This window comes from Paenibacillus sp. J31R30, assembly GCF_059692115.1.
The window spans coordinates 17,117-32,247 of record NZ_JCAUAV010000002.1 but is presented as its reverse complement, the minus strand read 5'-3'; the positions used below and the strand labels follow the sequence as shown (position 1 = coordinate 32,247).

The following is a 15,131-nucleotide window of genomic DNA, read 5'->3' as shown; positions in this document are numbered from 1 at the left end:
GATTGTCGGGGGACACTGGAAAAAGCATAACCTGAAAAGGAGGCTTATCCATGCGTAAGAAGTCACCACATACTAACAATGTAGAGGGATTAGGCTTCCTCTCAGAAGACCGCCTTGCTGCGTACACGGACCTCAAGTCGGTAGAGTCCCAGCGTAATGACATGATCCCCGAGGAGTTTCCTGAAGGACCCTATGGCACATCGATGATGTCAGAGTCACTTGGAAAGAGCTCGCCTTGGCGAGAGGATCAACGCCCGACCAACCGATTTGCTTATGAGAACCGTGAGCTGCACGAAGGCATTTCTAGAGACTATCCTGGCGCAGATGATGAACTAGGAGAGTCTACTGAGGGCTTGTCCTAGGTAATTGAGAAACGCCACGAACACCCGTCAATTGGGATGCTCGTGGCGTTTTTTGTTCGATTGCTTATTTGCCCAGCAGCTCCAAGTGTCTGCCAATATGATGACGGAGTCCTTCTGCAAAAGTATCCTCTTGCTCAGCTAACGTTTGGAAAAACTCGTCTGCAAAGGTACGGCTACCATCCTCATTTTTCGCTTGAAGGAGCAAGCCATACGTGATGTGCAGCAGCTGACGCGCATTATTCTCTTCCATGTAATCAGGCAGTTGTGCATCTGATACATCGTTAAGCGGGACGATCGCGTTAATATCTGTCGTCACGTGGTAGTAAGCTGTTGCTTCAACGAAGTGATCAAGCGCATATTGGTGCATACGGCGATAAAGCGTAGGATTTACTTTCGCTACAACACGAACGGCTTCCAGCCAGTTTGTACCTGCTGTTTTGATATGGAACAAGCCGTTCGTATATTGCCCGATCAACGGGAACACACTGAATTTATCACTGCCGGAATGGATACTAAGCTTATATTCAAAATGTACAGCAATCGCAGCATGACTCGCTAACTCTCGCTCGAATTGCGCGATATCGCCAATGTAGTCGATTCCTTTTTGGAACTCGCCGCAGAAGCGTGGCGCCATGCTGAAAATCTTAACGCCGCGATCACGAAGCTCATTTGCAACTAAATAATGTGCCTCAGGGGAAGTCGGAGTTGCTGTTTCATCAATGGAAATTTCGAAATCAACCGCACGATCAAGTGTAACGATATACTTGCGGTAGATGGCTTCCATAAAATTAATCGCAGCATCATATATCAAGACATCTTTCTTCAAAGCTTCCGCTGTATAGGCAAGTGTTGCACCCGGTACATTCGGAGCTGTCTGCAGGTAGCGCTCTTCATAACGGTTGCGTAGGCTAGCAGGCAGCTGCTCGTATTTCGCAGCAATTTCCGCTTCGGACATGGACTCAATCGTATTGTCGATATTCTCGGAGCAATCGAGCGTCAGCATTGTAAAGCCAAGGCGCAGCGCGTACTCGATGTCTTCTTCTTTCTTCAAGTGGTCGCCGTCTGCGCCATACCCGTCCTTGTAGCCCTCTTGCAGAACCGCATAAGCCGCTGCATCCAAAACATCTTCATACGTGCGACCTGTCAATGCCAACTCACGAATACTTTGCTGTGCCAAAACAGGACGAATATCTTTGCCGCGGATCGTTTGAATATGGCCAGGACTTGCAATGCCAAGTCGATCGCCTAAACCCATTGTCGCTACTTGTGTACCGAAGGCTTGTGGAGCTGTGTATGGCAAAAATTGATTGATAATCAAACGATTTGCATGCGTTAACGGAGCCACTTTCCCGCCTTCTACAACATCACCTTGCAGCGCATCATACAATTCACCACTGCCTACAACTAATAGACGTTTACCTTCTGTAGTGCGTACCACTAAAAGCGTAGTGTCTCCCACTTGCGTTTGGGATGATGCATATACCTTTACCACTTCGGATGAGAACTCGCTTACTTTTCCTGCGCGTACTGCTTCTATAAGTGCGTTCATGTTAAATTTCCTCCTATTTTTGCAAACGTTTGCTAGGTTCTATACCTTCATTTTAGCGCAAGCAACGAGCGTTTTCTCTTCATCAATTCCTATTTTAAGTAAAAACTATTCATATTTTTCACTATGTTCATGATATACTTCAGATACATCATTTCAAATAAGGAGTCTCCCCTATGTCGCGTACCGTCACCTTCGGCAATGAAGATGAAGGCCCTTTCTACATCCAGCATATTCATCGCTCTGGCCCCTTCGAGAGGACTCAGCACATGCATGATATGTATGAGCTCTACTATTTGTACGAAGGAGAACGTATGTATTTTATTCGTGATCGATCGTATCTCATACTTCCAGGTGATTTGGTCCTCATCAATCGCCGCGAGCTTCATGCTACGTCCGATTCAGATAAATTAGGACATGCACGAGTCGTCATTAATTTCAGTGACAGCTTATTAGAAAGCATGAAGAACGAAGCTCCATACCTTCTCGACGCCTTCACGCATGCAACGCCCGTACTACGGCTGGATCTGCCTACTCGGAGACTCGTCGAAGACATTCTTGGCAAAATGATTCAAGAAGCGAAAGAGCATCATCTGGGACAAACCTTCGCCATAACGCATTTTCTAGTGGAACTGTTATTGTTCACGGCACGATTCGTACGTGTACATCCCGTCACTTCGCCAGAACATGTCTCTCCTCTGCACCGGAAAATATCTACCATCGTGCGATTTATCAACACCCATTACGCTGAGCCGATGCGACTGGAAGAGCTAGCTGAGCAGTTTGAAATCAGCCCGGCTTATTTAAGCCGAATGTTCAAGGAAATTACCGGTTTTTCGCTGGTTGAATATGTGAATCTCGTTCGTGTGCAAGAAGCTCAGCGACTGCTGGCAACGACGAGGCTAAAAGTCATCGTGATCGCCGAGCAGGTAGGCTTCGGCTCATTAGTCCAATTCGGCCGTGTTTTTCGGCAGATGACGAAAATGACGCCGTTGCGGTATCGGCAATCGGTGATTGTGAGATGAGAAAAAGAGGGAGAAAACTCCCTCTTTTTTCCGTTCTATTACTTATAGATGGTAAAAATCAAATCCCGATTACCACTGTTTTCCGTACTCCAGGTTGCTCCGCCATCTGTTGAAATACGTTCAAGTCCGCCTGCATATGAATTGCTGTCATTGTAAGCATATCCATATTTATTGTTCGTTGATCCATCATCTAGCGAGGCAGGTGAGCGTAAAATAATGCCATACTTCTGCGTCGTATCGAGGCCCGTCAATTTCGGATAAATCGCGTAAGGCGTCGCCACTCCAGGAATATTGTTCGACGGCAGCGATGCCGTGAACAACTTCTGCACCGGATAGTTATTCACATCCAACTTCACGATATCGATGTATACATTGTCCTCAGGCACTTTGTTAACGTAGCTCTCGTACAGATACATATCGATTCTCGGCAAGCTCGTGGACGTTAAGGAGAACGTCTGCATGCGTTGCAGATTAGCGCGAATATCCGAATAGGAGCTGTACGATGTGGCACTGTTGTCCTGCTCGATGATACTGCCCGTATTCCCCGTTATGTTATAAGCCTCAATCTCATTAATGGATGCTAAAAAGTTGGCTTTACCGATATAAACCCGAATCTTCGACGTCGAAACGGTCGGGAAATCAAAAACGCGGTTATCCCCGATCGTAAAGCCATTCTTGAGATTAACGAAGCTCGTTCCGTTCCAGTATTGCAAATTGTACGTATTGATTTGGAAATTCTGGTTGCCATAGCCGTATTCTTTGACGGCAATGCGGTTCACATTGGTTGCAGCGCCGAAATCAATCTGCACCCACTGATTATTATACTGACTATCTGCTGCGCTCCAACGCGTTGAGATATCTCCATCTGTGACTTTGGAAGCTTCGTAACCCGCCGAATAGAAGCTGGAAGCTGTTGCTGTTTTGCCAGCTGCCAGATTGGCTGAGGCAAGTGGCAGAGCTGAGCTGGTCGGGGAAATTCGCAAAATGACTGATTCTCCTGGCTGCTGGAGTCGCGTATAGCTCCCAGTGAAAGTGCCGACTTTCGTACTGCTGTAAAGCTCTGTGATTGTGTATGTCGTGCTAGCGCTAAGCCCTAAATCAGCGAAAGTTACTGTCGTTGAAGCTGTGCTGTTCATGTTCCAATTGGACAGACCGACAATCTTGTCACCATTCGTATCGGTAGAGTAAATGGCTGTCGGCGAATGTTCAAGCTTGTGATAAAAGTTCGTCATCTTAATCGGCTTAGCCGCTTTGCCTTGACCCGATAAAGCAATTAAAGACGGGTTCGTTAGAGTACTCATTCGATCCTCTGAAATAAACGGAACATTATCACCGATGATATTATGACCACCCTCAAGCATCGTTACCGTTGCGTACAGCTTGCTTTGATTCAACGTATTTTTGTAGAATCCATTGGCAATATTTTCGGGCAGTGCCATATCGGGGTCATTGTACGTATAAAGTGTGCCGTTCGTCCACCATGAGGCAGCGGAGTTGAAGGCTTGACGCTCGATGCCCGAATATAGGTTGCCTTGAAGTGGAATCGTCGTGTCGATGCCCGATCTTCTGCCGTGCGCATAGCCCGACGGGAGCAGCGGAGCGATCGATTCGTTAATATAAATAGGCTGAGCAGCAGTTAACAGCTCGTCACGCATGATTTGCATACCGATGCGATAGGCCTGCATCCCATTTTTGGAAGCATCATAATGATTGCCTTCATACATCCCCAGATCAAGGAAATCTAGCTTTGCATAGTCCATGCCCACATTGACAAAATCGACGTCCATTAGATTTCTCAAATAAGCCTGCGCTCCCGGATGCGTTGCGTCAATAATGTACGTACTTGCCCCGAGATATGTTGAAATTGGCGTACCGCTGCTATCTTTAAGCGCGATATCTTGGAAAGTGTACGTTGGAGCACCAGGAACGGTATCGGTGAGTTGCTGGTAAATAAAGAAAGGCGCTGTGTAATTGCCTGCTTTCAATCCCTTGCTGTGCACATAATCCGCATATGCTTGAAAATCAGTCGGGTACGCTTGACCTGACGTTCCTTTGTAGCAGCAGTCCAGGTTCATATAGGTGTAGCCCAACGGTTTCAGATTAGCAGCAAAATAATCAATCATGCCGTGCATCGCGTCTACTGTCGGCAGGCCGTAGAAGCTGTAATAGCTGTTATAGCCCATCGGCACGCCACCGGTCCATGCGAGTTTCGGCTCTCCCACTGCATATGTTTGGCCGAACTGCTCCAAGCCATCTTGGTAATTGCTGTAGTAGCCTAGGAAAAACTTATCCGATGATATCGAGGTTCCGCTTTGGGATCCGCCGGCGTTATATACGGAAAATCCCGTTAATGGACCATTAGCCGTTGCGGCTTGATGTAGGTACTGCATGCTTTTCCATTTAGGTGTCGTGGCAGCACCAGCAATAAATCCTTTCTTATTGGTATTGTCAAACATCGCAGCCACCCAATAACTCGTTCCGTCAAAAGCGCCCCATGTCGTCGTAGATGTGGCCGTACGATCAATTTGATTCTCGCCGTTACCAAAATCGTTCACAGGTGCGACACCATAATCGTAGTTGTTATTGTATGGCGTTGTGTAAATCCGTTTATCTGTGCCCGTGCCGATATCCAAATTGTTTGCAGCAATCGGCTCCATGAAGTTAATGCTTTGCGAAGTACTTTTATTCACCGTCATGCTTACTAAGGCAAAAGGTTTATTCTCATACAGGGTTACGTAGAGAATAATTGTCGAGCCCGATGTCAACGTATTGGTGATTGTCAGTTTTTTACCGTTAATGCCGTAGCTATCCGTGCCAATCGTCGTCCAGCTAGCTGATCTTGTTCCCGCATCGTACGAGCTAATCCGCGTTGAACTTCCCGTTACGCCGTAATCGGAATAAAAATTGCTGATGATGCTCGTAGAACCGGCATTGAAGTTACCTCTACCTGTCGACAAATTGTAGGTGATCGTCAGCGTTCCATTCGTTGCTGTTACGACATTACCAGCCTGTGAGATGGTAACCGTGGCAGCCAAGGCCGTTGTTGCGCCTGCTTGCAGCAATCCGGTCAGCATCACAGCGAAAAGCGCGATGAATACAAGCGATTTTTTAATCATGAATTCCCTCCTCATTTAGTTTATGATAGCGCTTACAATATTGATTATATCGTTCGTTTCCTATTGAATTGAATCCAATTTTTTGTGGATTCGATGTCTTAATTTTTGCAAACAAAAAAACGCAAGTCACCTTGCGTTTCATCCAAACGATCTCTATTTCATTCTCTTCACTCGAATCATCATACTTTTATAATCCCCTCGCAGCGTCAACGGAACGCCGAGGTTCAGAAGTGTCGAACCATGACGAACGAGAGCATCTCCATCGTCAATTTGTACCTCATAGGACGCCTGGGGCTCAAGCCCTTGCAGCCGCAAATTCCGGACTTCAGAGCCAAAATGCTGCGATTGCAAAAACGCAAACACGACAGCCTCACGTTCATCCGTACTTAGATATTGATATGCTGCCAAATTCGCATCCCTCAACGAGGAAAGCCGATAAAGGCTGCCGTTCATTATTATCGGCCTGATCTCTTTGTACAGCTCCACGTAACGCTTCGCTTCATCCAATTCCTCTACCGACCATTTGCTGATGTTCGCCCCTATACCCAAACCACCCATCATCGCGCTATGGAATCGGTACGATAGCGGGAGACTTCTGCCGTTAAAACCATGCGGAGATTCCGTTACCCAACACATCATGACAGCCGGACTGTAGGCGTAGGAAAACCCCTCTTGAATCGCTAAACGGTCACGTGCATCGGTATTATCACTAATCCAAGCTTGATCGGCATAGCGCAAAATGCCAAGATCGATCCGCGCGCCTCCGCCCGCGCATGTCTCAAACTCCACATGGGGGAATCGCTCCCTTAACTCGGACCAAATGGCGTACAAGTGATCGACATGTTTGATCCACAGGGAGTCACCAGCATCCTGCCCCGAGTTGATCGTACCGGGCTCTGTCACGGTTCGATTCATATCCCATTTGATAAATCGGATATCATACTTCGAAAGCAAGGTCGTCATGAAGTCGAGGACGAATTGCTTCACTTCAGGCAGCCCCACATTCAACAACAATTGATTGCGCAGCTGTGTGCCTACGCGCGTCGGGAATTGATACACCCATTCCGGATGCGCTCGGTACAAGTCACTGTCGGGGTTGACCGATTCTGGCTCTACCCATAGTCCGAATTCCATCCCTAGTCCCTTAACGTGATCGATTAGTTCCTCGAGACCTTTCGGGAATTTCTCCGGGTTGACATACCAGTCCCCAAGGCCCGCTCGATCGCTATGACGCTGGCCGAACCAACCGTCGTCAACAACGAAGCGCTCCACTCCAAGGCGAGCAGCTTGCCCAGCAAGCTCCTTCTGCCCTTCCACGGTTACGACGAATTCAGTCGCCTCCCAAGAATTGTACAGCACTTTGCGCAGCACACTTGTCGGCAATACGTAATCCCTCTGGTACTTGTGCAGATTGCGGCTCATCTGACCGAAACCATCCGATGTAAATCCGCCGACGAATACAGGCGAAGTATACACTTCACTAGGTGCGAGCACAAAGGCGCTGTCAAAATCATTCACTCCACCTACGATACGTACATGCCCGAACGTCGATTTCTCCGCAACGATTTTCCAGTTGCCGCTCCAGCCAAGTGCGCCAAACCACACATTCCCCGAGGTTTCGTCGGCTTTTCCATTTTCGATAGCGAACCATGGATTAGCGTGCGGACCCGTAAAACCTCTGCGTGATTCCAGCACCTTTTTCCCTTCAGACAAGACCGTTGATCTTAATTGATACTCGCCTGCCCAACGGCCTGTCACATGCGTCATTCGGTAATCAGGCAGACCCTGCACCGACCAAACTGCTGCCATAACCTGCTCAATACGAACGGACTCGTTCAACCCATTGTGCACCTGCACATATCGTTCAATCAGATCGTACTCAGGGATCGTTTTATAGTGAACTTCAATATTTAACGGGTAGCAAGCGTCCACCATCCGCAGTACGATTTTATTTTCGCCAACAACTCGATATCCTTCATACCTCAGCTTCAAGTCACGTACACCGTCTGCAAACGAGGCTTTCAGCGCTGGTTCGGCATAATTACAGCCCCCCCAGCCACCATACTCTTCTGTCTCCCGATCGATTTCCGCATCGAAGGAGCTATGCAGCCTGCTTTTCAATAAATACCCACAATCCGCAGCTTCAACGTGTGCGCCCCAATATAAGTGCTGAATGGTGCCTTTCTCATTGATCCCGAACACATATGAAGATTTATCAGTGCGAATTTCGAAGATGTTCGCTTGTTCCAAAACCGATATTGACACCTGTACAGTCCCCCTATATGTCTCCATGAATCTATCCCTTGATCGCTCCGGCGGCAATCCCTTTGATGATGAATCTCTGCATGAACAAGAAAAAGATGATAATCGGAATCATGCCCATAACCGCATAGGCGAAAGCAAGATTCAAGTCACTGCTGTATTGACCGAAGAAGAAGTACTGCTGCAGCGGGATCGTACGGTAATTTTTGTCCTGCAGGTAGAGCAGTGGAAGTAAGAAGTCGTTCCAAATGTACAACGCATTCAGTACGAGTACCGTCGCCGTAACCGGCTTAAGCAGAGGCATAACAACTCGGATAAAAATACCCGGTGTCGAACAGCCATCAATCCTAGCGGCTTCTTCAATTTCACGTGAAATGCCTTTCACGAAACCTGTGTAAAACAATACGCCCATCTGGACACCGAAACCGCCATAGATTAGCGCTAGTCCCCAATGTGAATTCACGAGATGGAACGATTTGCCGATCTGATACAAAGGCAGCATAATGACTTGAAAAGGGACCATCATACCCGAGAGGAACAAGATAAAAATGAAGTTGTAAAATGGCTTACTTCTGCGCGCAATTGCATACCCAGCCAGTGCAGAAGCGAAGATAATCAAAGCAACAGAGATGCCAGTTACAATCAAGCTGTTTATAAATGCTGCAGGATATTTGGACGTACTCCACGCATGCGTGTAATTCGTAAAATTTAAGCTCGTCGGCAGCGAATAGAAGGAATCGAAGGTTTGCTTCGCTGTTTTGAGTGACATCAGTAACGCGACATACATCGGAAACACAAACAGAATAGCTAGAATTGCAACCGCAGCGAACGTGCTGTATCGTGTAATTTTCATTACATTTCCACTTCCCGTCTTCTGAAAATGGATAATTGCACAATCGTCACGATGACCAGAATGACGAAGAAAATCATCGATAACGCCATGCCGTAACCTGCTTTGAAGGAATTGAAGGCTGTCTTGTAGATGAATGTTGTAATAACCTCTGTAGCGAAGCCCGGTCCTCCCTGCGTGGTTACCCAAACGAGATCAAACACTTTGAGCGAGCCCGTCAACACGAGCAAAAGGTTTATCGTAATGGAGGGTGCAAGCAATGGTAATGTCACATGCCAGAACGCTCGACCTGCTCCAGCTCCGTCCATTTTGGCACTCTCAACGAGCTCACTAGGAATCCCTTGTAAACCTGCGATATAGATAATCATAGGTGCACCTACGCCTTGCCACAGGGCAACTACAATCAATCCGAACAAAGCATAATCGGGATTACCAAGTGGACTTGTTACATCCAGACCGAATATTGTCAGCAGCTTGGGAAAGCCTGTGCTGAAATTATATTTCCAAATAAACCCAGATAATACAATGGAGAGAATGCTCGGCAGGAAGAAAATTGTCCGAAACAAGTTCTTAAACTTCAAATATGAATCCAGAAGCAAAGCCAGTAGAAGAGATAGCACATTCACAAGCACCATTAGAATAAAGGCATATTTAAACGTATTTCCAAGCGCGGCCCATACGTCCGAGTCTTGAAAAGCATGCACGTAGTTTTCCCACCCAATATACGTCAGCTTGCGTGATACACCATCCCAACTTGTGAAGGAATATCGGGTTCCTATCACAAATGGAATAAGGACTGCTAACGTAAATAACAGAATACCCGGAATAAGGAACAGCACATACCAGAACTCACTACGGATCATTCGTTTTATATTTCCCATAGGTTAAATTCCCCTTCTGATCAATAACGGCATAGGCAATAGCCTATGCCGTTATAAAGCTGTCGTTATTTGTGGTTTTTGGCAACCCAGTCATCGAGATCCTTAATGATTTGATCAGGTGTTGCTTTCTTGAAAAATACCTTTTGAACATATTGGGTAAATTGTGAGTTCCAATCAATTGTCGTGGTAATAAAGGATTGAGAATCATACGTTAGCCCTTTATCGAAATATGGCTTAAGATCATTGACCGCTGGCGCGATGTCTGTTGAGGCGCCTTTGACAAAGCTAAGCGAGTTAATATTTTTCACCCAAGCATCTCCGCCCTCTTTGCTGGCCATGAATGCAAGGAATTTCAACGCTGCAGCTTTATTCGCTGATTTGCTGTTCACGGCAAGAGAGGCATCAGGGTTGAATTCAAGCTTATTCAAGCTTTCATCATTGCTGAACGGATACGGGAAGTAGCCCATGCCTGTTTTGTACAATTCTGGATTTTTCTTCTGAATATCCGCCAAAGGCCAAGTTCCCATGTACATCATACCTACATCGCCTTTGGAGAAAAGGTCTACGACGCCATTGTAATCGACGCCAAGCTGATCCTTGTTACCGAGGTCAAACAAATCCTGTGCATGAGCGATAACCGTTTTGGAGGCAGGGTTGTCAGCAAATTTCGCTGTTCCCTTTTCAACTTTGGTGAAAAAGTCCGCTTGTTTCTCCACAAGTGCTGTGTTACTTGGCAGGTCTCGGCTTAACCACATGCCTAATGTCCAGTTGTCTTTCCAACCAAGGGCGAAAGGTGTTTTGCCCGCTTCTTTTATTTTTTTGGCAGCAGCAATCATCGCATCGTACGTTCTAGGAACCTGAAGGCCGAGATCGCTGAATATTTTTTTGTTATAAAATACGGCAATTGGTGTAGCATTAACTGGCATGATATAGTTCTTGCCGTCTGTTGCTTGCGCTTTCAGTACGCTTGGATCGAAGTTGGACATGAAATCTTTCCCCGTCAAATCTTCGAGATACCCGCCGTCATGCAGCAGCTTCGTATTACTGCCCGCATTTAACGTAAACACGTCCACGATGTCGCCGCTGGCCATTTTCGTTTTCAATAGGGTGTAATAATCATCATATTTAACAGGCTGTACCTCGACCTTGATGTTAGGGTTTTGCTTTTCGAACTGCTCGACGATTTTGGCTACGCCGTCCGTGACATCACTTTTGAAATGCATGAAGGAAATCGTTACTGGCTTCTCTACTTTTGCCGTTGCAGCCGCAGTAGCTGCTGGCTTACTCTCGCTGCTTGCAGCTGGTGCTGCCGTGCTTGCCGTATTGCTGTTGCTGCCGCACGCTGACAATAATAGAGCCACCATTGTTGCCGAAACACTTACACTTGCAAACTTGTTCATATCTATTACCCCTCTTCCTCGTTCTCGGTTTAGAACAGTGTACGCTCGTTCTGAATCCTATCTTACGCTCAGAAAGAAGGAATCGTAATAAAATAAATTGTCGTTCTGATGTTCAAAATTTTGGTATTTACGTCTTAGCCGCATACTTCTCTCGGTATTCCGAAGGCGTTTGTCCCGTGAACTTTTTGAACACTTGGCTAAAGTAACGTTGATTCTCATAACCTACAAGCTCGGATATCTCGCTAATTCTATATTCGGACATGTTCAGCAGCTCGCATGATTTTTCCATCCGTTTACGCGTCACATACTCGATAAAGTTCTCAGAGGTCACGGATTTAAACTGCTTGCTTAAGTAACTTGGGTCGAGATGAAAACGTGTGGCAATGTCGATCAGGCTGATGTCTTCAAAATAGTGTGCATCCAAGTAGGAAGCAATCTCATGCATGGAATGAACGGATTGGGATGTCCCCTTACTCGCATGATATTCCTCTATGGCTTCGGTGAACTGTTCGATGAAGTGGTTGAACAGACTGTAATCCACGATGCCTGAGATCGAACGTGCATCAAAAAGCTGCGGATAAGCAATCACCATGTCTGACAGCTCAGCGGCGGCCATTTCTGTTAGCTTTTTCAGCGTTCGCTGCCCCTCACGGATGGTCAGTCCACTCATTTTGTCCGCTTTGTGCAGGAAATTCCGCAGCAGCTCGCGGCTCTCGGCCCCATTCCCTGCGGCAAATGCTTGCTGCAAGGTTTTCAGCTCAAACACCGTTAACAACTCCCACGCGGCAGGAGCCGCTCCTGTGAATTGTTCCGGGGTGCTTAGCGAAAAATGGGTCGCATGCAGTACGTTATTTCTCAACTGGTCATTGGCAATGTCATAAGCCTCTGGCAGCCGTTCCAATGTTTTGAACACACTGCTTAAACCAGCTACCACATCAAGCTGAAGCATCTGGTTTATCACGTTGTGAAAGGACGTGAGTAACTGTCGGATACGTGTCTCATCGTAGGCGGACTCTGGTGCATATAGACAGAGACTCATCCTGTCGTCCGACTTATAAATAAGCGGTGCAACATCCTGTACGTCAGAGGAGAGCACCTCAGCCAAAATATTTTCGATACTATACATTAATAAATCTGCATTTCCATGGAATTTCTTGATGGATATGTCATGAAAGTTGCGGAACATACAGACAGCTAGCCGAAAGCTGCCTCTAGCGTTAGAGATTGCAAGTTCTTCCGCTTGCGTTTGAATATCTATGACATTCGTAATACGGCGGCTAGTGACATGCCCAAGAAACACCTCTCTGCGGAGCTGCCACATGTCTTGGCTGAATTTCTTTTGCTGTTGCAGCGTCAAATGGTTGTGACTTGCCTCCATAGCCTTCACTAACGCGCTTTTCAAATCCAGCAGAGAAATTGGCTTCAGCACGTACTCACAAGCCTGAAAAGTCACTGCTGCTTTCATATATTCAAATTGCGAGTAGCCGCTAATGACAATTACTTTGATCTCGGCATAATTGGTGTATAAGGCTTCTAGAAACTGTTGACCGTTCATGACCGGCATGTTCATGTCCGTCACAATAATATGAGGCTTGCTAATACGTATAAGCTCCAACGCTTCCTCACCATGTCGCGCTTCGGCAATAACTTCCACGTCCAGAGCAAGCTCACTAATCATTTTGCAGACGGATTTCCTTCCCAATGATTCGTCATCCACGACCATTACTTTGTACAAAGCTGTCACCCCCATTATAATTGTACGGAATGCGTATGCGAATCGTCGTTCCGATCCCTATCTCACTCTCCACATCTAGGCCATATGGCGCTCCATAAACCAGTCTTAATCGTTCATGCACATTTTTGAGCCCGATGGATACACCATAGAAGACGTCGGATGATTTGTTCTCGAACGATGCGCGCAGCGCAGCAAGCTTTTCTGTTTCGATACCAGGTCCATTATCATTCACCATCAGTACAACGGTATCCGATTCCCGCAGTACGCTCACGCCAATTCGAAGCGACTGCTCCTCTTCCCGCATGCTGAACGCGTGCACAATGACGTTCTCAATAATCGGCTGCATGACGAATCGAATGATCGCACAGTCCATCAGATCCGTAGCGACGTCGAACTCAATCTGCAACGTCTCCTCAAAACGGAGCTGTTGGATGTACAAGTAGTTATTCACGTGCGCAAGCTCCTGACCAATCGTCGAAGCGACATTGCCTTCATAGAAGCTGTATCGGAACATATCGCCTAAAGCACGGCACATCTCGTGAATTTCATAATCCCCGATTAGCACAGCTTTGCCGCCGATCGTCTGCAGCGTATTGTACAGAAAATGCGGATTGATCTGCATTTGCAGTGCAAGGATTTGCGCTTCTTTATTGAGAAGCTGCATTTCGTATTTGGATTCAATTAGCTCACGAATTTTATCTGTCATGAAATTAAAATTGCCCGTCAGCTCCGAGATATCATCACGATAATTGGTATTCTGCGGCAGACTAACATGAAAATTGCCTTTGCGAACAGTTTTCATCGCTTTTCCGAGCAGCTTGATGGGTCGGGTAATATAATGCTGCGCGAAAATCGAGAGCAGTGAAATGCTCAGCATCACGAAAATAAACGCCCCAACCGTCGTATGCAAAATATTCCTGCGGTTCTGTTCCAGTTCAGGGTTCGGATATACAATTGAAAGCGAAATATTACCATAATTGAGACGCGAGGTAGCGACAAATAAATCCTTCTTATTCAAAAATTGAATGTCCTTAGGATTATTTTGCGAGCTAATCTCTGGCTTTTCATATTTCGGTACGATATCCGCATATTTGCCATTCGTCTGATAAAAGGGCTCGCCGCTGGCGTTCTGCAATACGATTACGTTCGGCGAATGATTATTCGCTTCAATCATTTTCGATAATTCCTTGCTCTGGATGTAAAAAACGAGCGTACCGAACTTCGTTCTATAGAACGGATCATAAATCGGAATCGAATAAACAAAAAAGTCCTGTTGTAATGTGATGTCTTTATACGTAAACATAAGCGCTTGCTGAAATGGCAAATCGAGCATCTCCTTGTAATGAGGAATGCTCTCCTGATCCATTTTAACGGATTCGTAGCTAGCCGCTCTGGACCATGAATCTTCCAGCTTATTTTCTTTGCCGAAGATCATGATCTTAATAATGTCTTTGTTTTTATTCTGAATCAGCAAATCATAGTTTTTAATCGATTCCCTGAGCAAAATAATATCGGCATCATTATAATTAGCCCCATGCTCCATGAGATTCAGGATGCGTTCGAAACCATATATTTGCAGGGCAGACGAAGAAATATTGCTGAAATATTGATCTAAATACCCAGATAAATACTCGGCATTCTGATCCGAACTTCGGAACATCGAATTTTCCAAAGAGCGGGTACTCGACTTATAAAAAATCATGGAGAGTACAAGCATGGGGATCAAGGAGATCAGGACACTGCTCCAAACTATTTTTGTACGGATGCTCCTATTAATAAATAGCCACCTGATCATGCCATCCCAACTTCCCCTGTTGTTCAAATTAAAATTGGATCGATTATACCACATTGTAACATCTATCCTGCTGCTTACAAATTCAACTTTTTGTTAAGTTTATGTTCAAATTTTTGGCTCACGAATAACGCTAAACAGGTACCCACCGTCTAAACACTT

10 protein-coding genes are annotated in these 15,131 nt (G+C 46.1%); 2 read left to right on the top strand and 8 right to left on the bottom strand.

Annotation, left to right across the window (positions count from 1 at the left end):
- Positions 1 to 50: 50 nt before the first annotated feature.
- Positions 51 to 362 carry a hypothetical protein gene (locus tag AC58QO_RS06145; RefSeq protein ID WP_497264425.1) on the top strand — a complete coding sequence of 104 codons (312 nt, stop codon included), beginning with the start codon at positions 51 to 53 and terminating at the stop codon, positions 360 to 362.
- A 64-nt stretch (positions 363 to 426) separates the two neighbouring features.
- Here AC58QO_RS06145 and AC58QO_RS06140 read toward each other — a convergent pair whose 3' ends face one another.
- Entirely contained in the window at positions 427 to 1,911 is a 1,485-nt protein-coding gene (locus AC58QO_RS06140) for a tagaturonate epimerase family protein (RefSeq protein WP_497264424.1), read from the bottom strand.
- Between the two features lie 173 nt (positions 1,912 to 2,084).
- On the opposite strand from AC58QO_RS06140, the gene AC58QO_RS06135 reads away from it, so the two are divergent.
- The gene (locus AC58QO_RS06135; protein ID WP_497264423.1) at positions 2,085 to 2,933 is read left to right on the top strand and encodes an AraC family transcriptional regulator; all 849 of its coding nucleotides are present in this window, start codon (positions 2,085 to 2,087) and stop codon (positions 2,931 to 2,933) included.
- A 38-nt stretch (positions 2,934 to 2,971) separates the two neighbouring features.
- On the opposite strand, the gene AC58QO_RS06130 is transcribed toward AC58QO_RS06135, so the two are convergent.
- The 7 genes from AC58QO_RS06130 to AC58QO_RS06100 all read right to left on the bottom strand — a co-directional run bounded on the left by AC58QO_RS06130 (position 2,972) and on the right by AC58QO_RS06100 (position 14,972).
- Positions 2,972 to 6,049 carry a discoidin domain-containing protein gene (locus AC58QO_RS06130; RefSeq protein WP_497264422.1) on the bottom strand — a complete coding sequence of 1,026 codons (3,078 nt, stop codon included), beginning with the start codon at positions 6,047 to 6,049 and terminating at the stop codon, positions 2,972 to 2,974.
- Between the two features lie 153 nt (positions 6,050 to 6,202).
- A complete protein-coding gene (locus tag AC58QO_RS06125) occupies positions 6,203 to 8,314 on the bottom strand; it encodes an alpha-galactosidase (protein WP_497264421.1) in 2,112 nt (703 codons plus the stop codon).
- Positions 8,315 to 8,345: 31 nt separating this feature from the next.
- Positions 8,346 to 9,164, bottom strand: coding sequence for a carbohydrate ABC transporter permease (locus AC58QO_RS06120; protein ID WP_497264420.1), 819 nt, complete (start codon positions 9,162 to 9,164; stop codon positions 8,346 to 8,348).
- A complete protein-coding gene (locus AC58QO_RS06115; protein WP_497264419.1) occupies positions 9,164 to 10,042 on the bottom strand; it encodes a carbohydrate ABC transporter permease in 879 nt (292 codons plus the stop codon). Before AC58QO_RS06115 ends, AC58QO_RS06120 begins: the two co-directional genes overlap by 1 nt.
- Positions 10,043 to 10,107: 65 nt before the next feature.
- A complete protein-coding gene (locus tag AC58QO_RS06110) occupies positions 10,108 to 11,442 on the bottom strand; it encodes an ABC transporter substrate-binding protein (RefSeq protein WP_497264418.1) in 1,335 nt (444 codons plus the stop codon).
- Positions 11,443 to 11,569: 127 nt separating this feature from the next.
- Positions 11,570 to 13,177 (bottom strand): response regulator transcription factor, encoded by a 1,608-nt coding sequence (locus tag AC58QO_RS06105; RefSeq protein ID WP_497264417.1) that lies wholly within the window; start codon positions 13,175 to 13,177, stop codon positions 11,570 to 11,572.
- On the bottom strand, positions 13,152 to 14,972 hold the full coding sequence (locus AC58QO_RS06100; RefSeq protein WP_497264416.1) for a sensor histidine kinase: 1,821 nt from the start codon (positions 14,970 to 14,972) through the stop codon (positions 13,152 to 13,154). The genes AC58QO_RS06105 and AC58QO_RS06100 overlap by 26 nt, the downstream gene beginning before the upstream one ends.
- Positions 14,973 to 15,131: the final 159 nt, after the last annotated feature.

Bases quoted from the DNA above. Each gene is read 5' to 3' on its own strand.
- AC58QO_RS06145 (WP_497264425.1), top strand. From the start codon at position 51: ATGCGTAAGAAGTCACCACATACTAACAATGTAGAGGGATTAGGCTTC.
- AC58QO_RS06140 (WP_497264424.1), bottom strand. From the start codon at position 1,911: ATGAACGCACTTATAGAAGCAGTACGCGCAGGAAAAGTAAGCGAGTTC.
- AC58QO_RS06135 (WP_497264423.1), top strand. From the start codon at position 2,085: ATGTCGCGTACCGTCACCTTCGGCAATGAAGATGAAGGCCCTTTCTAC.
- AC58QO_RS06130 (WP_497264422.1), bottom strand. From the start codon at position 6,049: ATGATTAAAAAATCGCTTGTATTCATCGCGCTTTTCGCTGTGATGCTG.
- AC58QO_RS06120 (WP_497264420.1), bottom strand. From the start codon at position 9,164: ATGAAAATTACACGATACAGCACGTTCGCTGCGGTTGCAATTCTAGCT.
- AC58QO_RS06115 (WP_497264419.1), bottom strand. From the start codon at position 10,042: ATGGGAAATATAAAACGAATGATCCGTAGTGAGTTCTGGTATGTGCTG.
- AC58QO_RS06110 (WP_497264418.1), bottom strand. From the start codon at position 11,442: ATGAACAAGTTTGCAAGTGTAAGTGTTTCGGCAACAATGGTGGCTCTA.
- AC58QO_RS06100 (WP_497264416.1), bottom strand. From the start codon at position 14,972: ATGATCAGGTGGCTATTTATTAATAGGAGCATCCGTACAAAAATAGTT.